At 68.2% G+C, this 18715-nt stretch carries 21 protein-coding genes; 8 read left to right on the forward strand and 13 right to left on the reverse strand.

The features are described 5' to 3' along the window. Nucleotides 1–261 precede the first annotated feature (261 nt). Together ACFWY5_RS27560 and ACFWY5_RS27565 are read left to right on the forward strand one after the other, a co-directional pair. Nucleotides 262–1563: an MATE family efflux transporter gene (locus ACFWY5_RS27560; RefSeq protein ID WP_379635232.1), complete on the forward strand. Its 1302-nt coding sequence runs from the start codon at nucleotides 262–264 to the stop codon at nucleotides 1561–1563. Between the two features lie 83 nt (nucleotides 1564–1646). Beyond that, entirely contained in the window at nucleotides 1647–3101 is a 1455-nt protein-coding gene (locus ACFWY5_RS27565; RefSeq protein WP_379635234.1) for an APC family permease, read from the forward strand. 6 nt (nucleotides 3102–3107) lie between these two features. Here the strand turns inward: ACFWY5_RS27565 and ACFWY5_RS27570 are convergent, their stop codons facing one another. The 7 genes from ACFWY5_RS27570 to rpsF form a co-directional block, all read right to left on the reverse strand. Next, nucleotides 3108–3851 carry an amino acid ABC transporter ATP-binding protein gene (locus ACFWY5_RS27570; RefSeq protein WP_379635237.1) on the reverse strand — a complete coding sequence of 248 codons (744 nt, stop codon included), beginning with the start codon at nucleotides 3849–3851 and terminating at the stop codon, nucleotides 3108–3110. Further along, the gene (locus ACFWY5_RS27575; protein WP_379613082.1) at nucleotides 3848–4690 is read right to left on the reverse strand and encodes an amino acid ABC transporter permease; all 843 of its coding nucleotides are present in this window, start codon (nucleotides 4688–4690) and stop codon (nucleotides 3848–3850) included. The genes ACFWY5_RS27570 and ACFWY5_RS27575 overlap by 4 nt, the downstream gene beginning before the upstream one ends. Next, nucleotides 4687–5550: an ABC transporter substrate-binding protein gene (locus tag ACFWY5_RS27580; protein WP_379613081.1), complete on the reverse strand. Its 864-nt coding sequence runs from the start codon at nucleotides 5548–5550 to the stop codon at nucleotides 4687–4689. The genes ACFWY5_RS27575 and ACFWY5_RS27580 overlap by 4 nt, the downstream gene beginning before the upstream one ends. Nucleotides 5551–6100: 550 nt before the next feature. Beyond that, nucleotides 6101–6547 carry a 50S ribosomal protein L9 gene (rplI, locus tag ACFWY5_RS27585; protein ID WP_184959151.1) on the reverse strand — a complete coding sequence of 149 codons (447 nt, stop codon included), beginning with the start codon at nucleotides 6545–6547 and terminating at the stop codon, nucleotides 6101–6103. 16 nt (nucleotides 6548–6563) lie between these two features. After that, nucleotides 6564–6800, reverse strand: a complete 237-nt coding sequence (gene rpsR / locus ACFWY5_RS27590) for a 30S ribosomal protein S18 (protein ID WP_020543048.1) — start codon at nucleotides 6798–6800, stop codon at nucleotides 6564–6566. Between the two features lie 63 nt (nucleotides 6801–6863). Further along, the gene (locus ACFWY5_RS27595) at nucleotides 6864–7418 is read right to left on the reverse strand and encodes a single-stranded DNA-binding protein (RefSeq protein WP_379635239.1); all 555 of its coding nucleotides are present in this window, start codon (nucleotides 7416–7418) and stop codon (nucleotides 6864–6866) included. Nucleotides 7419–7499: 81 nt separating this feature from the next. Then, nucleotides 7500–7790: a 30S ribosomal protein S6 gene (gene rpsF / locus ACFWY5_RS27600; protein ID WP_184959149.1), complete on the reverse strand. Its 291-nt coding sequence runs from the start codon at nucleotides 7788–7790 to the stop codon at nucleotides 7500–7502. A 186-nt stretch (nucleotides 7791–7976) separates the two neighbouring features. Here rpsF and ACFWY5_RS27605 point away from each other — a divergent pair, with 186 nt between their 5' ends. After that, nucleotides 7977–8279: a hypothetical protein gene (locus ACFWY5_RS27605; protein WP_379613079.1), complete on the forward strand. Its 303-nt coding sequence runs from the start codon at nucleotides 7977–7979 to the stop codon at nucleotides 8277–8279. 34 nt (nucleotides 8280–8313) lie between these two features. Here the strand turns inward: ACFWY5_RS27605 and ACFWY5_RS27610 are convergent, their stop codons facing one another. Further along, nucleotides 8314–8475, reverse strand: coding sequence for a hypothetical protein (locus tag ACFWY5_RS27610; RefSeq protein ID WP_379613078.1), 162 nt, complete (start codon nucleotides 8473–8475; stop codon nucleotides 8314–8316). Between the two features lie 95 nt (nucleotides 8476–8570). Between ACFWY5_RS27610 and ACFWY5_RS27615 the strand changes: the two genes are divergently transcribed. Then, entirely contained in the window at nucleotides 8571–9317 is a 747-nt protein-coding gene (locus ACFWY5_RS27615; RefSeq protein ID WP_379613077.1) for a deoxyribonuclease IV, read from the forward strand. Nucleotides 9318–9374: 57 nt separating this feature from the next. Here ACFWY5_RS27615 and ACFWY5_RS27620 read toward each other — a convergent pair whose 3' ends face one another. The 3 genes from ACFWY5_RS27620 to ACFWY5_RS27630 are packed head-to-tail and all read right to left on the reverse strand — an operon-like array spanning nucleotide 9375 to nucleotide 14037. Next, nucleotides 9375–10433: a mannosyltransferase family protein gene (locus ACFWY5_RS27620; RefSeq protein ID WP_379635241.1), complete on the reverse strand. Its 1059-nt coding sequence runs from the start codon at nucleotides 10431–10433 to the stop codon at nucleotides 9375–9377. After that, nucleotides 10430–11734, reverse strand: a complete 1305-nt coding sequence (locus ACFWY5_RS27625) for a glycosyltransferase family 87 protein (protein ID WP_379635243.1) — start codon at nucleotides 11732–11734, stop codon at nucleotides 10430–10432. The genes ACFWY5_RS27620 and ACFWY5_RS27625 overlap by 4 nt, the downstream gene beginning before the upstream one ends. Further along, nucleotides 11731–14037 (reverse strand): transglycosylase domain-containing protein, encoded by a 2307-nt coding sequence (locus tag ACFWY5_RS27630; protein ID WP_379613074.1) that lies wholly within the window; start codon nucleotides 14035–14037, stop codon nucleotides 11731–11733. Before ACFWY5_RS27630 ends, ACFWY5_RS27625 begins: the two co-directional genes overlap by 4 nt. A gap of 69 nt (nucleotides 14038–14106) precedes the next feature. On the opposite strand from ACFWY5_RS27630, the gene ACFWY5_RS27635 reads away from it, so the two are divergent. Next, complete coding sequence (locus ACFWY5_RS27635; RefSeq protein WP_379635245.1) at nucleotides 14107–14397, forward strand: hypothetical protein; 291 nt, start codon at nucleotides 14107–14109, stop codon at nucleotides 14395–14397. A 130-nt stretch (nucleotides 14398–14527) separates the two neighbouring features. Here the strand turns inward: ACFWY5_RS27635 and ACFWY5_RS27640 are convergent, their stop codons facing one another. Next, the gene (locus ACFWY5_RS27640) at nucleotides 14528–14914 is read right to left on the reverse strand and encodes a DUF5318 family protein (RefSeq protein WP_184959142.1); all 387 of its coding nucleotides are present in this window, start codon (nucleotides 14912–14914) and stop codon (nucleotides 14528–14530) included. Nucleotides 14915–15048: 134 nt separating this feature from the next. On the opposite strand from ACFWY5_RS27640, the gene ACFWY5_RS27645 reads away from it, so the two are divergent. Both ACFWY5_RS27645 and ACFWY5_RS27650 read left to right on the forward strand, forming a co-directional pair. After that, nucleotides 15049–15615 carry a helix-turn-helix transcriptional regulator gene (locus tag ACFWY5_RS27645; RefSeq protein WP_379613071.1) on the forward strand — a complete coding sequence of 189 codons (567 nt, stop codon included), beginning with the start codon at nucleotides 15049–15051 and terminating at the stop codon, nucleotides 15613–15615. Nucleotides 15616–15628: 13 nt separating this feature from the next. Continuing rightward, entirely contained in the window at nucleotides 15629–16708 is a 1080-nt protein-coding gene (locus ACFWY5_RS27650; RefSeq protein ID WP_379613070.1) for an inositol-3-phosphate synthase, read from the forward strand. 1 nt (nucleotide 16709) lies between these two features. On the opposite strand, the gene idi is transcribed toward ACFWY5_RS27650, so the two are convergent. Beyond that, the gene (gene idi / locus ACFWY5_RS27655) at nucleotides 16710–17321 is read right to left on the reverse strand and encodes an isopentenyl-diphosphate Delta-isomerase (protein ID WP_379613069.1); all 612 of its coding nucleotides are present in this window, start codon (nucleotides 17319–17321) and stop codon (nucleotides 16710–16712) included. Nucleotides 17322–17407: 86 nt separating this feature from the next. On the opposite strand from idi, the gene ACFWY5_RS27660 reads away from it, so the two are divergent. Continuing rightward, nucleotides 17408–18697 carry an MFS transporter gene (locus ACFWY5_RS27660; protein ID WP_379635248.1) on the forward strand — a complete coding sequence of 430 codons (1290 nt, stop codon included), beginning with the start codon at nucleotides 17408–17410 and terminating at the stop codon, nucleotides 18695–18697. The last annotated feature ends 18 nt before the right edge of the window (nucleotides 18698–18715 follow it).

Consider the following 18715-nt stretch of genomic DNA (forward strand, 5'->3'; position numbering starts at 1 on the left):
AGGCGGTCGCACCACCCCCACTTGTAGCCGACCGGTCTGACAGTTTCGCGGGTTCCGCGAGGTACGGCAACGCGGCCTGTGGACAAGGCTGTGGTCAAGCTGTGCACGACGCGCCTCAGGGTGTGGGAGCACTGTGGACAGTCCTGGGGATAACTCTGGACAGCACCCTCAAACAGCGTCTTGACCTGGGGAAACAATGTCCACCGACTGTGGAGGAAAGAAAGTTGCCGCGACACGCCGTGTAAGGCTCATACTAGACAAATGCCCATTACCTCCCAGGATCGGGAGATTCTCCGACTAGCCGTGCCCGCCTTCGGCGCGCTGGTCGCCGAACCGCTCTTCCTGCTCGCCGACTACGCCATCGTCGGCCACGGTCTGGGCACCACCGCGGTCGGCGCGCTGGGCGTCGCGGGCACCGTCCTCGCGACCGTGGTGAACCTCTGCGTCTTCCTCGCCTACGGCACCACCGCCTCCGTCGCCCGCCTCACCGGGGCCGGACAGCACGCCCGCGCCATGCGCAGCGGCGTGGACGGCCTGTGGCTGGCGATCGGCATCGGCCTCGCCGTGATCCTCGTCGGCTGGCCGCTCGCGCCCACCGTGGTCGGCCTGTTCGGCGCGGCCCCGGACCAGGCCGGGCAGGCCGTCGTCTATCTGCGCATCAGCCTGCTCGGCACCCCGGGCATGCTCGTGGTGCTGGCCGGCACCGGCGTACTGCGCGGCCTGCAGAACACGCTCGCCCCGCTCGTCGTCGCGATCGGCTCCTTCGCGCTGAACGCCGCGCTCAACACCTGGTTCGTCCTCGGACTCCACTGGGGCATCGCCGGTTCGGCTTGGGGAACGGTCGCCGCCCAGACGGCGGGCGCCGCCGTCTACCTCGTGATCGTGGTCAGAGGTGCGCGGGCCCGCGGCGTCTCGCTACGCCCCGACTGGGCGGGGATCGGGCAGGCGGGCACGGCCGGGTTCGCGCTCCTGGTGCGGACCGTCTGCCTGCGCGTGGTGCTGGTCGTCGCGACCGTGGTGGCCACCCGCATGGGCCGCCCGGAACTGGCCGCGTACGCCATCGCCACCCAGGTCTGGACGCTGCTGGCCTTCGCCCTCGACGCGATCGCCATCGCCGGGCAGGCGATCACCGGACGGGCGCTGGGCGCCGGGGACGTCGCCGCGGCCAGGGCGGCCACCACCCGGATGGTGCGCTGGGGCCTGTGGTCGGGGGTCGTGCTGGGCGGGCTGGTGCTGGTGGCCAGGCCGTGGGTGCCGGGGCTGTTCGCCGCCGACCCGCAGGTCACCGCGGAGTTGCTGGCCGTGTTGTGGCCGGTCGCGCTCTTCCAGCCGATCTGCGGGATCGTGTTCGTCCTCGACGGCGTGCTCATCGGCGCGGGCGACCAGAAGTACCTCGCGTGGGCGGGGGTGTGGACGACGCTCGCCTACCTTCCGGCCGCGCTGTTCGCCGCCGGATGGGGCATCGTTGCACTTTGGTGCGCGCTAGGGGTGTGGATGGTTGCACGACTGATCACGCTGGTACGGCGGGCCTCCGGCACTGCCTGGCTGGTGACCGGGGCGTAACCGTCCCGTGCTTGTCGTCAGGTGAACGGTAAGGCACTGTGAGCGGGTTCACAGAGCTGAGTGGGTTGCCTTTGTCCACGATCATGCGCCGTTTACCACCGTCCGAGGCCACCGGGTTACGCACCGGTGCCCGGCACCGCCTCGCGCAACTTTACCGCCCCGCCGACCTCGTGGTCCTCGGCCTGGGCGCGACGATCGGCGCCGGCATCTTCAGCGTCGCCGGCGTGCAGGCGTCGACCGCCGCCGGGCCGGGCGTCCTGCTGTCCTTCATGATCGCCGGCATCGCCTGCCTGCTCGCGGCCCTGTGCTACGCCGAGCTGTCGTCCACGATGCCGACCTCGGGCACCGCCTACACCTTCGCCTACGTCATCTTCGGCGAGGTCTGGGCGTGGGTCATCGGGTGGGCGCTCATCCTGGAGCTGCAGCTCGCCTCGGCGGTCGTGGCCAAGGCGTGGTCCCTGTACGCGGCGCAGCTGCTGACGGACTTCGGGATCCGCCTGCCGTACCCGGAGGCGTTCTCCAATGGGTTCGCCCTGTTCATCCTGGCGCTGCTGACCGGCATCGTCTCCTTGGGCGCGCACGTCGGGTTGCGGGCGCTCTGGGTGATCGTCAGCGCCAAACTGCTGGCCATCGCGGCGGTGCTGGTCGTGGGCGCGCTGCACATCGACGTGGCCAACTTCGGCGACTTCTTCGTCGAGGCCAAGCCCTCGCCGACGCCGCCGGACACGGTGCTGGAGGTGGTGTTCGGGCAGAGCCAGACGTTCGGCTGGTTCGGAGTGTTCGCCGCCGCCTCGGCGATCGCCTTCGCCTACATCGGCTTCGACCTGGTGACCACGGCGGCTGAGGAGACGGTCAACGCGCGGCGGGCCGTACCGAAAGGCGTCATCAGGAGCCTGGTGATCGCCACGGTCATCTACCTCGGCGTCGCGATCGTGATGATCGGCATGGTGCCGTACGAGCGCATCGACGTAGACGCGCCCCTGTCCGGAGCGTTCAAGATCGCGGGCGTCGACTGGATGGTGCACGTCATCGACATCGGCGCGGTACTCGGGCTGACCACGGTCATCCTGGTCCTGCTGGTCGGGCAGACGCGTGTGATGTTCTCCATGGCCCGCGACGGCCTGCTCCCCCGCGGGCTGGCCACGATCAGCCGCCGCTTCCACACCCCGTCGCGGGTGACGTGGGTGATCGGCGTGATCGCGATGCTGCTCACCCAGTTCGTGCCGGTGTTCACGCTGCAGGAACTCGTCGTGCTGGGCGCGCTGTTCGCCTATCTGTTCGTGGCGGTGGGCGTGATCGTGATGCGCCGCCGCCTGCCCGACCTGGAGCGCGGCTTCACGGTGCCGCTCTCGCCGTGGCTGCCGGGCCTGTCGATCGTGGCGACCCTCTGGCTGATGGTGAACCTCCAGGTGCTCACCTGGGGGTGGTTCGCGCTGTGGATGGCCTTCGGCCTCGTGGCCTATCTCCTGTACGGCAAGCGCCACAGCCTCCTGGCGGCCGGCAACGCCAAGGTCGGCCGGGGCCGGCACAGGCGCTAGACCGGCTCAGAACCGCCCCGACTCCAGCACGGTGCTGAGAAACTCACGAGTGCGCGGATGTCCGGGATCGGTGAAGATCTTCTCCGGCGGGCCCTTCTCCACCAGCACGCCGTCGTCCAGAAAGCAGACCGTGTCGGCGATGTCGCGGCAGAAGCCCATCTCGTGCGTGGTGAGGAGCATCGTCATGCCCGTGTCCTTGAGCTCCCTGATGACCCCCAGCACCTCGCGGACCAGGGCCGGGTCCAGCGCCGACGTCACCTCGTCCAGCAGCATCAGCCGAGGCTGCGTGGCCAGCGCCCGGATGATCGCCACCCGCTGCTGCTGGCCGCCCGAGAGCCGGTCGGGATAGGCCTCGGCCTTGTCCGCCAGCCCGAACCTGCCCAGCAGCCCCCGCGCCTGCTCCTCCGCCTCCCGCCGGCCGATCCCGTGGACCTGCCGGGGCGCGAGCGTGATGTTGTCGAGCACGCTCATGTGCGGGAACAGGTTGTACGCCTGGAACACCGTCCCGATCCGCTTACGCACGTCGTCGACGTCCACCCGCAGATCGGTGATCTCCTGCCCCTCCAGGTACACGGCGCCGTCGTCGACCGTTTCCAGCAGGTTCACGCAGCGCAGCAGGGTCGACTTGCCGGAACCCGACGCCCCGATCAGGCAGACCACCTCGTGCGAGTGGACCTCCAGGTCGATGCCGCGCAGCACGTGGTGGCCGTCGAAGTTCTTCCAGACGCCCTCGATCGTCAGCACGCTCATGCCCCACGCCGCCTCTGGGTTCGGGCGGCCAGGTAGTCGGTGAACCTGGCCATCGGGATGGTCAGCAGGAGGAACAGCAGCGCCGCCACCAGGTAGGAGGTGTAGTTGAACGTCTTGGCCGCGTGGATCTGCGCGGCCCGCAGCGCCTCGACGGCGCCGATGGTCGCGACCAGCGACGTGTCCTTCTGCAACGAGATGAAGTCGTTCAGCAGGGGCGGGACGACCCGCCGGGTGGCCTGCGGAACCACCACGAACCGCATCGTCTTCGCATGACTCAGGCCCAGCGACCTGGCCGAGGCCACCTGGCTCGGATGGATGGACTCGATGCCCGACCGGAACACCTCGGCCACGTACGCGCTGTAGGACAGCGTCAGCGCGATGATGCCCAGCGTCACCGGGTCGGCGGGAATCCCCTGCAGGTTGAGCGCTGGCAGACCGAACCCGACCAGGTAGATCAGCAGCAGCGTGGGGACGCCGCGGAAGAAGTCGACGTAGAAGACCGCCAGTGCCCGCAACGGAAAGAAGACCGGGGCCTTCAACCCCCGCGCCAGCGCCAGCAGCAGACCGATCACCAGGATCAACGGCTCGGCGATCAGGAAGATCTTCACATTGAGCAGGAAGCCTTCGAGCACGTCCGGCAGCGCCCTGACGAAGTGCTCGGGGCTGAAGAAGGTCTCCTGAACCCGCGGCCACCCCGGCGCGTTGACCACCACCCCCACGATCAGCAGCAGGAAGATGATCGTCGACGCCGTGGCCACGGACGCCGACCGGCGGGCCCGCGACTTGCGGACCCGCTCGCGCTCGACCTGCCGATCGCTCTTGACCCAGGCGGTGGTCACTTCAGTTCCGGGGCCCCGGCGGCCGAGCCGAGCCACTGCTGCTCGATCTTGGCCAGCTCACCCTTGGACTTCAGCGTCTCGACGGCCTTGTCCACACAGGGCTTCAGCGCGCTGCCCTTCTCCATGACCAGCCCGAACTCCTCCGGCGCGCCGCCGGTCGAGCTGAACTGGCCGACGATCTTGGACTTCTCGACCTGGGCGGCGGTCACGTAGAAGGCGGTCGGCAGGTCCACCACGAGGGCGTCGACCTGCTTGTTCTTCAGCGCGTTGACCGCGTCGATCTGCTCGTTGTAGATGTTGGGGTCGGCGGCGGGCTGGATGACCTCCTTCACCGCGTCCAGCGAGGTGGTGCCGACCTGGACGCCGATCTTGGCGTCCTTGAGCTCGGCCAGGCTCTTCGCCCCGGCGTACTTACCGCCTTCGACGGCCACGATCGCCTGCTTGACCGTGTAGTAGCCCTTGGAGAAGGCGACGACGTTCGCGCGGTCGGGCGTGATGGAGACCTGGTTGACGTCGAAGTCGAACTTCTTCGGCCCCGGAGCGAACGCCGAGTCGAACTTCACCGTGCTCCACTGCACCTCGTCACGGTCAAACCCCAGCTCACCGGCTACGGCGAACGCCACCGCGCTCTCGAACCCCTGCCCGTTGGCCGGGTCGTCGTCCTTGAACCACGGGTCGTAGGCGGGCTTGTCGGTGCCGATGGTCAGCTTGCCGGCGGTGATGAGCTTGAGCTGGTCCTTGGTGCAGGCGGTGGAGGCCGAGGGGGCGGCGGAGGCGCCCGTGGTGTTGTCTGCGGGGGCACAGGCGACTACGGCGGCCGCGAGCGCTCCGAGCGCGAACAGCATCGAGGGACGGACCATGGCTGAGCCTCCAGGGAACACGGGGAAGAACGTTCCACATTCTACTAAGGTCAGCTAGGAAATAAGCCACGACCAGCCCTTACACCCCGTAACCCAACCACCCCCGATAGCCCACCCCGATCACCGCCCAGGAGGCGTCCCGACAACCCAGAACCCCACCCCTCAATCCGCCCGGAAAACACAACACCCACCCGCCCAGCCCCCGCGCCCCGGACAGACGCCACGTGGTCGACGGCGGAGGGCTAGCACAGCCGGTCCTGGGGCGTCGAGGTGCGGATGACTGTGGCGTCGGGCGTCGGCGTGGCTACACGGGGTGTGATGTCCGGGTGTCGGGTGGGCAAGGTGGGCCGTTGCGGTGGGGACCACGTCCGACGTGAGAAGCGACCCCCACGATCGGCGCCCGCCGACGTCGGCGGGTGGCGTGGGGAGGGCGGAGCCGTAACGGACAGGGACGCTGTGACGGAAAGAGGCACGGGCGTTGTAGCAGAAAGAGACGCCAAAGGCCCTCGACCACAGAAGCGGAAGAGGGCCTGAGCGGAACGTGGGGCCGTCAGCCGGCGATGACCTCCACGTCGATGGAGGCGGAGACCTCCGGGTGCAGCTTGACGCTGACCTTGTGGCTGCCGAGGCTCTTGATCGGGTTGACGATCTCGATGCGGCGGCGGTCGAGGATCGGGCCGCCGGCGGCCTTGACCGCGTCGGCGACGTCGCCCGTGGTGACCGAGCCGAACAGGCGGCCGCTGTCGCCGGCGCGGGTGGCCAGCTTGACCTTGAGGGCGCCGAGCTGGCCGGCGACCTCCTTGGCGGTGCCGAGGTCGCGGATCTCGCGGGCGTCACGAGCCTTCTTGATGGACTCGATCTGCTTCTCGCCGCCACGCGACCAGCGGATCGCGAAGCCGCGCGGGATCAGGTAGTTACGGCCGTAGCCGTCCTTGACCTCGACGACGTCGCCGGGGGCGCCGAGGCCGGAGACCTCGTTGGTGAGGATGAGCTTCATATCGACGAAACCTCCCTTAGCGCGCGGTGCTCGTGTAAGGCAGCAGAGCCACCTCACGCGCGTTCTTGATCGCGGTCGCCACGTCGCGCTGGTGCTGGGTGCAGTTGCCCGTCACCCGGCGGGCACGGATCTTGCCGCGGTCGGAGATGAACTTCCGCAGCAGCGCCGTGTCCTTGTAGTCGACGTAGGAGATCTTGTCGTGGCAGAACAGGCAAACCTTCTTCTTGGGCTTGCGCAGTGCCGGCTTAGCCATCGTGGTGCTCCTTTCAGAGCCCCGCTGTGATGCGGGAATGGACTCGGGCTTGTGGACTGGTGATTAGAAAGGCGGTTCGTCGCTGAAGTCGTTGCCGCCGCCGCCGAAGCCGCCGCCGCCCTGCTGCTGCTGCTGACCGCCGCCACCGCCGCCGCCGAAACCGCCGCCCTGGGACGGGGCCGGGGACGCGGAGGCCCACGGGTCGTCGGCGGGACCGCCGCCGAAGCCGCCGCCACCGCCGCCACCCTGACGGGAGGTGCGGTTGACCTTGGCGGTCGCGTTGCGCAGGGACGGGCCGACCTCGTCGACCTCGACCTCGTAAACCGTGCGCTTCTCGCCTTCCTTGGTCTCGTAAGACCGCTGCTTGAGCCGCCCCTGAACGATGACCCGCATGCCGCGCTGCAGCGACTCGGCGGCGTTCTCGGCCGCCTGACGCCACACGTTGCAGGTCAGGAAGAGGCTTTCGCCGTCCTTCCACTCATTGGTCTGGCGGTCCATGAACCGCGGAGTGGACGCGACTCGGAAACGAGCCACGGCTTGACCCGTAGGGGTGAAGCGCAGCTCCGGGTCGTCGACAAGGTTGCCGACGATGGTGATGACGGTGTCGCCTGCTGCCATGGCTAGGAGCCTTCCTGAACTTCTTGGGTTACCGGCTCAGAGTACGGCTGCCGCCCGACAAAAGCCGGGAGACAAGCTTGGTTAGTGCACGTCGGGGCGGAGAACCTTGGTGCGCATGATGCCCTCGTTGAGGTTCATCTGCCGGTCGAGCTCCTTGACCGTCGCGGGCTCCGCGGACAGGTCGATGACGGCGTAGATGCCTTCCGACTTCTTGTCGATGTCGTAGGCGAGGCGGCGACGGCCCCAGACGTCGACCTTCTCCACGGTGCCGCCGTCGTTGCGGACGACGGTGAGGAACTGGTCGAGGGACGGTGCCACCGTACGCTCATCGAGCGAAGGGTCCAGGATGACCATTACTTCGTAACGACGCATGCGGGACTCCAACCTCCTCTGGACTCTTGCGGTCACGACGATCTGTCGTGACAGGAGGACGCTGACGTTTCTGCCCAGGCGCCCCTTTCGGCGCCAAAGGTCAATCACAACGCAGCCTGACCAGGTTACCAGCCGCTCACGGATGGGAAGGCCTGTAAGGACAAGGGGGTGGTGACCGTGCCACACATGCTGGAACCGTCCGACAGCGAACGCTCCATGCTCGCCCTCAACAGTGATGGACACGCGCATCCGCGTGAGAACGCCCTGGCCGTCGCGACCCTGGTCGTCGGCCTCGTGGCGTTCGTGGCGACGTTCTTCACCGGCGGGCACTGGGTGGCCTCGTGGGCCGGCGCGCTCGGATTCGGCATGGGCCTGTACTCGCAGTACGTCTCGGTGACCACGGGCGAGCGGGTTCTCAACATCATCGGTATCGTCGCGGCGTTCGTCGGCGTGGCGCTCGGCATCGCGCGGGGCGGCTTCCTTCCCTAGAAATGGTCTGAGGGGCCGCGAAGGCCCCGCAGACTCACCCGCCCAGGTGCAGATCGACACCGAGCAGGATCAGGAACCACAGGAATATGGCCAGCAGCGCCTCGGCCAGGTCTTTGAGCAGGGCCGGGGTGATGTAGTCGTGGATCCACGCAACGTAGATGCCGACGAGCACGTAGATCAGGAATATCAGGCTCACGCCTCTGCGATACAGCGCCATCACGCTCCTCAGGTGGTCGGGGGGCTCCTGGCGACTGCCCTGAGAACGTCGGACCAAACGGCTACCCTCAAGCCATGGTGCTCATCGGTGCTCATGTCGACCAGGACGATCCCGCCGCCCACGCCGCCGAGGTCGGCGCCGAGGTGGTGCAGTTCTTCCTCGGCGATCCCCAGGGCTACAAGGGCCCGGTGCTGCCGGACAAGCCGGTCGAGGGTGTGGAGATCTACATCCACGCCCCGTACCTGGTCAACGTGGCCACCACCAACAACAAGATCAGGATTCCCAGCCGCAAGCTGCTCACCCAGCATCTGACGGCCGCCGCCGACCTGGGCGCCAAGGGCCTGATCGTGCACGGCGGCCACGTCAACAACAGCGACGACCCCCAGGTCGGCTTCGACAACTGGCGCAAGGTGTTCGAGCGCCTGGAGGAGCGGCGCATCCCCGTCCTCATCGAGAACACCGCGGGCGGCGGCAACGCGATGGCCCGCAAGCTGGAGCGCATCGCCCGGCTGTGGGAGGCGCTCGACGGCTTCGACGTGGGGTTCTGCCTCGACACCTGCCACGCCCACGCCGGCGGCGAGGAGCTCGTCGACCTGGTCGACCGGGTCAAGGCCATCACCGGCCGCATCGACCTGGTCCACTGCAACGACTCGCGCGACGACTTCGACTCCGGTGCCGACCGGCACGCCAACATCGGCGAGGGGAAGATCGACCCTGAGCTGATCCTCGCGGTCTGCCGGGCCGCCGGCGCCCCGGTCATCGTCGAGACCCCCGCGGCGGGCCAGGCGGACGACATCGCCTTCCTCCGCAAGAACCTCTGATACACAGCCTGTGGATAACTTCCCTGGATTACCGAGCCGCGGAAGTGGGTAAGGGCGTCAGCCCGCCCACGCGCCCGTGAGGAACCGCACGACGTTCAGCACCATCAGCGGCCCCGACACCATGGCGTACGCGGCGATCACCCACCGGTGCCGCAACCGGGCGATCGCCACCCACAGGGGAAACCACAGCAGCAGCGAACGCGGGATCGACAGGTAGTAGGCCGAGGTCATCAGCGCCCCGGCCTGCAACCCGCAGTAGACGACCTCGCTCCAGCGCCGCAGGGCGAGCAGCCACACCAGCCCCAGCACGGCCACGGCGACCCCGGCGATCTCCATCCGGAACGCGACCGCGAACTCGTCCTCGCCCATGGCCGCGCCCCACGTCTTGGCGAACGACTCCCAGGGCCACACCATCTCCCGGCCCCAGCCGGCCTCCTGCGCGTGCTTCCACGCGAACCAGTCGCCCGAGCGCGTGTAGTGGAAATACGAATACCCCACCAACGGCAGAAACGGTACGGCCAGCCAAGGCGCCAGCCGGAGCAAGGGCCGCGACGAGGCGAACTCCACCCACAGGGCAAGCGCCAGGAACAACCCGGTGATCCGCACACACGAGGCGCCCGCGGCCAGCACGACGGCCAGCGGCCAGCGCCGCTGCCTGGCGGCCAGCCACGCCGGCACCGCGAACGCCAGGAAGAGCGACTCGCTGTAGCCGGCGGCCAGGAAGACGGCGGTCGGGAAGAGCAGCAGCGCCAGCACGGCCACCCAGCCGGTACCGCCCTCGAAAACGGCGAGCCGGGCCAGGAAGATCGTCGCCACCGCCCCCGCGACCAGCGAGATCAGCAGCCCGGCCAGCGCCCAGTCGGGTACGACCAGGTGCACCAGCCGCAGCGCCATCGGCAGCCCGGGGAAGAACGCGGGCAGCCCCGCGTCCGGCGGCCGGCCGGGTACGCCGTCGTAGCCGTGCTCGGCGATGATGACGAACAACCCGGCGTCCCAGGCCCGCCACTTGCCCAGATAGTCCTGAAGGGAGATGCCGAGCAGCGTCGCCACGAGCAGTCCGGCGCGCGAGCCGAGCCACAGCAGCAGCGCGTCACGATCGGCCGAACGAGTGATCATCGAGAGGCGGGCAGCAGGGTGTAGCGGTCGCGGGCCTCGTCGAAGACGCCACCGATCTGGTCGTCGACGCCGCCCTGCCGTACCACGTCCTTGTCGGGACGGAGGATGTCGCGCACGACGAAGGCCATCATGATGCCGATGGTGATCACACGGCCCCACACCGCGGTGAAGTACGTGTCGTCACCGATGCCCAGGTCGGCCCGGTCCAGCGGCGGCTGGGCGAGCAGGTAGAGCCAGATGGCGAAGAAGTACCAGACCTCGGCCACCTGCCACAGGGCCAGCGGCTTCCAGTTGGGCCTGGCCAGCACGGCGAACGGCACCAGCCACAGCACGAACTGCGGCGACCACACCTTGTTCGTCATCATGAACGCGGCCAGCGCCAGGAAGCAGATCTGCGCCAGCCGGGGACGGCGCGGTGCGGCCAGCGTGAGCACGGCGATGCCGAGGCAGAGCACGGCCAGCGAAGCGGTGCCGAGCAGGCTCACGTCGGCGGTGCCGAGCACGGGCCAGCCCTTGTTCTGGAAGAACAGCCAGGGCGAGCCCCAGTCGACGCCGCGTTCCTGGGAGAAGAAGTAGAAGCGGCGCCAGCCGTCCCAGGCGAAAATCATGAACGGCAGGTTGACCAGGAGCCAGGCGGTCACCGCCCCGGCCACCGTGACGATGAACGGCCGCCATCGCGCGGTGCGCACCGTGAGCAGGAAGAGCGCGCCCAGGAACATCAGCGGGTAGAACTTGGTGGCGATCGCCAGCCCGAGCAGAACTCCGGCCAGGACCTGCCGTTTCCTGGCCCAGGCCAGCAGCATGCCCATCGAGAGGGCCCCGGCCACCAGGTCCCAGTTGATGTAGGCGGCCAGGATCACCGACGGCGCGAGCGCGTACCAGAGAGCGTCCCAGCGGCGGGTCGGGCCGGCCACCGCGGCCATCAGCAGCACGCCGATCACCAGGCAGACGCCGAGCAGGACGACGGTGATGTCGTAGAAGCGCACGCCCTGCGCGGCCACGCCCTCCGCGGACCTGACCAGCCAGGCGATGACCTGCATGACCTCGCCCAGCACGACCGGGTACTCGACCTGCTTGTCGAACGGGACCTGGGCGAAGTAGGGGTTCTCGGTCGACAGTTGCCGGTCGAAGTAGAGCGGGTAGATGTCGGTGTAGCAGAAGCTGGTGTAGGTGGTGACCTGGTCGTTCCACCCGCCGGTACGGCACGGCAGCCTGAACAGGTACGCCAGCGTCGCCCCCAGGGCGGCGAACAACCCCAGGGGCAGGTACGAAGCCGCCCTTATGTGGACAGGCGGCTTCATCCGTCCTCGCGGCGGCTCGGCATCGGATCGGGAACCGTCGCGCCGCCGCCCATCATGCCGTCGTCACCCTCGGGGAAACCCTGCTCGTTGGGGTCGACGTTGACGTTGCCGTCGTCCTCACAGGCCGGGTCGAGGAGCGGGCAGTCGGTCGGGTCCTCGAACGGGTTCTCCGGGTCGATCGTGCGCGTGGGCGTCGGGGTGGGCTTGGGCGCCAGGTTCTCCGGCACACCGGTGTCCGCGCGCGGCGGGAACTGCTCGACCTTGTCGTTCTTGGTGGCCTCGGTCATGAAGGTCTTCCAGATGGCGGCCGGGTACGTGGCACCCTGGTATCCGCTCGGAAGCGGCGCCTCGGCCGCCGTGCTGTACGGCTTCTGCGGCGTGTACTTCTTCTCCTTGGCCGGGTCCTTGCCCCGGTACCACGGGCAGTTGTCGAACCTCGGCCGGACGATCTTTCCCGACTTGGTCACGCACTGCTGGCGGAAGATGCCCACGGCGGTGGAGATCTGCGGGGTGAATCCGACGAACCAGACGTCCTTGTTGTCGTTGTTGGTGCCGGTCTTGCCGGCGACCGGGCGGTTGTAGAGGGCGGCGTTCCTGCCGGTACCGCTCTTGACCACGGCCTGGAGCGCCACGGTCGCGTCCGCCGCGGCCTCAGGGGTGATCACCTTGACGGGGTTGATCCGCTTCTTGTCGTCCCAGAGGGTCTGGCCGTCCCGGTTGACGACCTTCATGATGACGTGGTTCTTGAAGTGCATGCCGGCGTTGGCGAAGATCGAGTAGCCCCCGGCCTGCTCGACCGCCGTCACCCCGCTCGAACCGATCGTGAGCTGGTACATCTGGCGTTCCTTGGTCGACACCAGGCGCTCCTTGTTGATGCCGGCGCGGGAGGCGATGTCGATGACGGCGTCGAGGCCGACCTTCTCCCCCATCTTCGCGAAAGCGGTGTTGACCGAGCTCGCGGTGGCGTTGACGACGTCGACCGCCGACGCCTTCGACGCGTGGTCGTTGTCGATGGGCTTGGTGCCCTCAAGCGTGATCGGTCCCTTGGCGGGCAGGTAGCTGCGCAGGCTGTAGCCCTGGTCCAGCCAGGCCGCCAGCACATAGGGCTTGAAGGCGGAGGCTGCCTGCTTCACCGACATGAACGCGTCGATCCACTGGTCGTTGGCGTAGTCGTCACCGCCGTAGAAGGCCTTGATCCGGCCGTCGCGCGGGTCCACCGCGGCCATGGTGGACATGACCTCGTCGGGTGCGTTCGCCGTGTGCTGGTTGACCGCCTTCTTCGCGGCCTCCATCAGGCCCGTGTCGAGGGTGGTCGTGATCCTGTAGCCGCCGGTCTTCAGGTCGTCCATGTCGATGCCGTGGTCACGTTCGAGCTCGTTGACCACGGCCATGATCATGTAGCCCTCGACGCCCTTGAAGTAGTCCTTCTCGCGGCTGCTGGTGAGCTTCGGCGCGGTGGGCGACTTGCTGAGCAGGTTGCCGTAGTTGGCCGGGTCGAGCTTGCCCAGCTGCTCGAGCACGTACTTGTACCGGAACTGGGTGGGGCCCTTGTCTCCCGACTTCTCCGACTGGTCGAAGGAGGAGGGGTTCTGGATGCGGCCGGCGAGGTAGGCGCCCTGCTCGGGGGTGAGGTCCTTGACGTCCTTCTTGAAGAAGGCCTCGGCGGCGGCGCCGATGCCGTAGGCCCCGCGGCCGAAGTAGATGGTGTTGAGGTACTGGGAGAGGATCTGTTCCTTCGGCAGCGACTTGTTCAGCTTGACCGCGACGAAGATCTCCTTGACCTTGCGCTCAAGCGAGCGCTCCTGGGACAGGCCGTCGTAGTAGTTGCGGGCCATCTGCTGGGTGATGGTCGAGGCGCCCTGGACCTGCTGGCCGGTGGCCGTGCTCCACAGCGAGCGGACCATGCCGGAGAAGGAGATGCCGGCGTCGTCGCGGAAGGAGCTGTTCTCCGCCGCGATCACCGCGTCCTGGACGTGCCGCGGGACCTGCTGGATCTGCACCTCTTTGCGCTTGGTGCCGAGCCTGGCGATCACCTTGTTGTTGGCGTCGCGGATGATGCTGGCCTGGTCGTCGACGCCGTCCTGCACCTGTGCCTGCGTGGGCATGGGCGTGAGGGAGTAGCCCACCATGATCATGCCGAACACGCCGGCGGCCACGACCACGATGCCGACCACGACGATCTTCCAGCTCGGCAGGAACCGGCGCCAGTTGCGGCCCTCACCGTCGCCCCTGCCGGGCCCGGCGGGCGGTGGCGGGCCTTCCGGGCCGCCGCGTCCGCGTCCACGGCGCGGCGCCTGGCTCACGACGGTGTCCTGCTGCTCCTGCGGGCGACGGCGCGAGGTGCGCTGCGGTCCCGTGCCGGCCTGCTCCGGGTGCGCGCCGGGCTGTCCCGGGTACGCACCAGGCTGCCCCGGTTGCCCGGGTTGTCCAGGCTGCCCGGGGCGCGGACCGGGCCGGCCCTGCTGACCCGGTTGGCCCTGCTGTCCGGGCTGACCGGGCTGACCGGGCTGGGCGCGGCGGGGCTGCGGCGGGTCGAAGCCCGGCCCCTGCCCCTGCTGCGCGGCCATCGCACCGGTCTGCTCGTAGGCTGCCTCCGGACGACGTGGCGGCTGCGCCGTACCCCAGGAACCGGTCTGGGGGGTCTGCCCCTGAGAGGCAGCTGAACGGGGTGAGCTTGAGCGACGGCGCCTTCCTTGGCGTCCTGTCCCCTCGTTGCTGCTGTAACTCACACGTCCTCGCATCGTCGTCGGATGGCACGGCGGGTGGGCGTGAGGCTGCTCGCCGCCCTCGGTCTCACGGTTGGCCGACGAGGTCAGGCGGTCCGTTGCCGAGGACGTACGAGACCGCCAGGTGGTTCCAGGAACAACCTTGGCAGACCTCGACGACGTACACCCTGAACTCGTCGTAATCATGGGCCATGTCGACGAGTTCTGACGTGGCCTTTGCTTGACCAGCATGGCGACCCAGGGAATCCCCATAGACATAGGTCACGTTGGTGACGTTCTCCCTCTCGCACACCGGGCAGGTGCGTTCGGTGGGCTCGCCTAGGTGGCGTGCCGCGCGGAGGAGGTACGGCTGTGCGTCACAGACGTCACGGGGCACAGTGCGCCCTGAGCGCACCGAGCGGACCACCGCCCGCTTGGCGAGGCCGTAATCCACCACCCTTCGCTGTGACCACATGCGCGCCAGACTACGGCTTTTTACCGATTCCTCCCAACGCCTTGGGAAAGTCATTAATTGCGGCCATATAGCGGAGCGACGTATCCTCAAGATGTATCGAGCCGATACATCGACGCGAGAGGAGGGCGGTTCCAATGGTCAGCGGACAGGGCAGAGTGCTGGAACTGGCCGTGCTCGGGTCGCTGCACGAGACGCCGCTTCATGGCTACGAGCTGCGCAAACGGCTCAACGAGCTGCTCGGCATGTTCCGTGCGTTCTCCTACGGTTCGCTGTACCCCTGCTTGAGGTCGCTCCTGGAGCAGGGTCTTATCGTGGAAGAGCAACCCACTCGGGTGAGCGGCAGATCGAAGATCGTCTACAAGCTCACCGCCGAAGGCAAGGAGCGGCTCCAGGAGCTGCTCACCCAGGCCGGGCCGTCCGCGTGGGAGGACGAGAGCTTCGGCATCCACTTCGCCTTCTTCCGCCATACCGAGGCCGAGGTGCGCCTGCGCATCCTCGAAGGCCGCCGCAGCCGGCTCGAGGAACGACTCGACGCCGTCCGCACCGCGCTCGCGCGTACCAGGGAAAGGCTCGATGCTTACACCCTGGAGTTGCAGCGTCACGGTCTGGAATCGGTCGAGCGCGAGGTGCGTTGGCTGAATGAGCTGATCGCGACAGAGAGACGGGCCTCGGAGCCCGCGAGAAATAACACAGATGAGTAAGGGAGCGAGTGCGATGGGTTCGGTTCGCGTGGCCGTTGTCGGTGTCGGCAACTGCGCGGCATCGCTGGTCCAGGGCGTGCACTATTACAAGGACGCCGACCCGGACGCCAGGGTCCCCGGCCTGATGCACGTCAAGTTCGGCGAGTACCACGTCGGTGACGTCGAGTTCGTCGCCGCCTTCGACGTGGACGCCAAGAAGGTCGGGCGCGACCTGTCCGAGGCGATCGTGGCCAGTGAGAACAACACGATCAAGATTACGGATGTGCCGCCCACGGGTGTGATCGTGCAGAGGGGCCACACCTTCGACGGTCTCGGCGAGTTCTACCGCGAGATCATCGAGGAGTCCGACGAGGCTCCGGTGGACGTCGTGAAGGTCCTCAAGGAGAACCGGGTGGACGTCCTCGTCTCCTACCTCCCAGTCGGCTCGGAGGAGGCCGACCGCTTCTACGCGCAGTGCGCCATCGACGCCAAGGTCGCCTTCGTCAACGCGCTGCCGGTCTTCATCGCCTCCGACCCCGAGTGGGCGGAGAAGTTCGAGGAGGCGGGCGTCCCGATCATCGGCGACGACATCAAGTCGCAGGTCGGCGCCACCATCACGCACCGCGTCATGGCCAAGCTCTTCGAGGACCGCGGGGTCGAGCTGCTGCGCACGTACCAGCTCAACTTCGGCGGCAACATGGACTTCATGAACATGCTGGAGCGCAAGCGCCTCCAGTCCAAGAAGATCTCCAAGACGCAGTCGGTCACCTCGCAGATCCCGCACGAGATGGGCAAGGCCGACGTGCACATCGGCCCGTCCGACCACGTGCCGTGGCTCGACGACCGCAAGTGGGCCTACGTCCGCCTGGAGGGCCGCTCGTTCGGCGACACGCCGCTGAACCTGGAGTACAAGCTCGAGGTCTGGGACTCCCCCAACTCGGCCGGCATCATCATCGACGCCGTCCGCGCCGCCAAGATCGCCCTTGACCGGGGCATCGGCGGCCCGATCCTGAGCGCCTCCTCGTACTTCATGAAGTCCCCGCCCGTCCAGCACAGCGACGACGAGGCGCGCGACTACGTCGAGAAGTTCATCCGCGGCGAGGTGTCCCGATAGGTCACGGCTGGGCGCCGTGCCGGCGCCCAGCCACCCGAGCGGCCGGAGGCAGCCCGTCCTCCGGCGCCGTCTCCCACGCCAGCGGATCGTCGCCCAGAGCCGTGAGCAGCGGAACCTGCTCCTTGCACCACGGCGAGATCGCCAGCAGGCCGTTGCCCACGCCCACGGCGAACTCCTTCCACGGCATCCACAGGACCTCGCCCACCTCGTCGGGGTTGGCGTCGACCGGCCCCTTCACCGTGACCCTGTAGACCGGGCACAGCTCGTGCTCCACGACGCCGTTGGGCATGACCGCCCGGTAGGAGAATGCCGGCAGCATCAGGTCGGCACGCTCGGCGTCCAGACCCAGCTCGTAGGAGAGCCTGCGCAGCACCGCGTGCTCTACGGCCTCGCCGGGCAGCGGGTGGCCGCAGCAGCTGTTGGTCCAGACTCCCGGCCACGTCAGCTTGTGCCCGGCCCGCCTGGTCAGCAGTACCCGGCCGGCCGGGTCGAAGACGTAGCTGGAGAAGGCCAGGTGGAGAGGGGTGTCCCGGCCGTGTACCGACGTTTTGGGGGCGGCGCCGATCGCGTTTCCCTCGCCGTCGACCAACACCACGTGTTCCTCAGTCGTCACAGAACGAAGCGTACGGGAACCTGTCTCCCCGGAGAACGGGCAGAACCAGAAGCAGCGCGGCAGCCGCCGGCGGCTAGGCTGGCTGCGTGTCATTTGTCGCCGATCTCCGTGTGGTCCTGCAGGGCCGGGACTACCGACGGTTGTTCGGCACCCGCCTGGTCTCCCAATTCTCCGACGGCATCTTCCAGTTCGGCGTGGCCGGATTCGCCTTCTTCAGCCCCGAGAAGCAGACCACCGCGCTGCAGGTGGCGGCGGGCATGGCGGTCCTGTTCCTGCCGTACAGCATCCTGGGGCCGTTCGTCGGCGTCTTCATCGACAGGTGGTCGCGGCGCCAGATCCTGGTGATCGCGCCGGTGGTCCGCGGGGTGCTGCTGCTGATCGCCGCCGCCCTGGTCGCCCTCGACACCCCCGACGAGTTCTTCTACGCGGCCGCGCTGGGCGTGCTCGGCGTCAACCGCTTCTTCCTGGCCGCGCTGGGCGCCTCCCTGCCGCACGTGGTGCCCAGGGACCAGTTGATGGCGGCCAACGCGGTCACGCCGACCTCCGGCACGGTTATCACCTTCGTCGGCGTCGGCGTCGCCACGCTGATGCGCGGCGTGTTCGGACCCGGTGACTCCGGCGTCGCCCTCGTGCTGGTCACCTCGGGCGTGCTGTTCAGCCTGAGCGCCCTGGTCGCCAGGACCATGCGCCGCGACCTGCTCGGCCCCGACTTCGACCCCAACCGGCCGCAGGTCAAGGAGGCCGTGCGCAACGTCCTCAAGGGCCTGGTGGAGGGCGCCAAGCACCTCGCGCACCGCCGCAGGGCCGCCGCGGCGATGGGCGCCATGGCCGCGCACCGCTTCATGTACGGCATGGCCACCGCGCTCGGCATCATCCTCTACCGCTACTACTTCACCAACGGCGACTCCGAGGCGGCCCTGAAGGGCATCGGCGTGGTCGTGGCCACCTCCGCCGTCGGCTACGCCCTGGCGGTGATCGTCACGCCCCTGGCCACCGAACGTATGCCGGTCGAGCGCTGGGTGCCGCTGATGCTGGTCACGGCCGGCGTCCTGTCCGCGATCCTGGTGACGCCCTTCCAGGAGTGGGGCCTGTGGATCTCCGGCTTCGTCCTGGGCCTGGCCGGGCAGAGCGTCAAGATCTGCGCCGACACCTCCGTCCAGCGCGACGTCGAGGACGCTTACCTGGGCCGGGCCTTCTCCCTCTACGACATGTTGTTCAACGGCATGTTCGTGCTGGCCGCCGGGCTCTCGGCGGCGATCCTGCCCGCCAACGGCAAGTCGTACCTGGCCGTCGGCATCATCGCCGTCGGCTACCTGGTCAGCGCGCTGATCTACCGGCTGGTCACGGCGCCGTCGCGCGTCCCCTCCGCGCGCTGAGGAGAGGACGCGCCGGGC

Origin of the sequence: Nonomuraea sp. NPDC059007, assembly GCF_042740555.1 — a bacterium.
GTDB lineage: Bacteria > Actinomycetota > Actinomycetes > Streptosporangiales > Streptosporangiaceae > Nonomuraea.

Coding starts and splice junctions, on each gene's coding strand:
- ACFWY5_RS27560 (WP_379635232.1), top strand. CDS start 262: ATGCCCATTACCTCCCAGGATCGGGAGATTCTCCGACTAGCCGTGCCC.
- ACFWY5_RS27565 (WP_379635234.1), top strand. CDS start 1,647: ATGCGCCGTTTACCACCGTCCGAGGCCACCGGGTTACGCACCGGTGCC.
- ACFWY5_RS27570 (WP_379635237.1), bottom strand. CDS start 3,851: ATGAGCGTGCTGACGATCGAGGGCGTCTGGAAGAACTTCGACGGCCAC.
- ACFWY5_RS27580 (WP_379613081.1), bottom strand. CDS start 5,550: ATGGTCCGTCCCTCGATGCTGTTCGCGCTCGGAGCGCTCGCGGCCGCC.
- rplI (WP_184959151.1), bottom strand. CDS start 6,547: ATGAAGCTCATCCTCACCAACGAGGTCTCCGGCCTCGGCGCCCCCGGC.
- rpsR (WP_020543048.1), bottom strand. CDS start 6,800: ATGGCTAAGCCGGCACTGCGCAAGCCCAAGAAGAAGGTTTGCCTGTTC.
- ACFWY5_RS27595 (WP_379635239.1), bottom strand. CDS start 7,418: ATGGCAGCAGGCGACACCGTCATCACCATCGTCGGCAACCTTGTCGAC.
- rpsF (WP_184959149.1), bottom strand. CDS start 7,790: ATGCGTCGTTACGAAGTAATGGTCATCCTGGACCCTTCGCTCGATGAG.
- ACFWY5_RS27605 (WP_379613079.1), top strand. CDS start 7,977: ATGCTGGAACCGTCCGACAGCGAACGCTCCATGCTCGCCCTCAACAGT.
- ACFWY5_RS27615 (WP_379613077.1), top strand. CDS start 8,571: ATGGTGCTCATCGGTGCTCATGTCGACCAGGACGATCCCGCCGCCCAC.
- ACFWY5_RS27620 (WP_379635241.1), bottom strand. CDS start 10,433: ATGATCACTCGTTCGGCCGATCGTGACGCGCTGCTGCTGTGGCTCGGC.
- ACFWY5_RS27625 (WP_379635243.1), bottom strand. CDS start 11,734: ATGAAGCCGCCTGTCCACATAAGGGCGGCTTCGTACCTGCCCCTGGGG.
- ACFWY5_RS27640 (WP_184959142.1), bottom strand. CDS start 14,914: ATGTGGTCACAGCGAAGGGTGGTGGATTACGGCCTCGCCAAGCGGGCG.
- ACFWY5_RS27645 (WP_379613071.1), top strand. CDS start 15,049: ATGGTCAGCGGACAGGGCAGAGTGCTGGAACTGGCCGTGCTCGGGTCG.
- ACFWY5_RS27650 (WP_379613070.1), top strand. CDS start 15,629: ATGGGTTCGGTTCGCGTGGCCGTTGTCGGTGTCGGCAACTGCGCGGCA.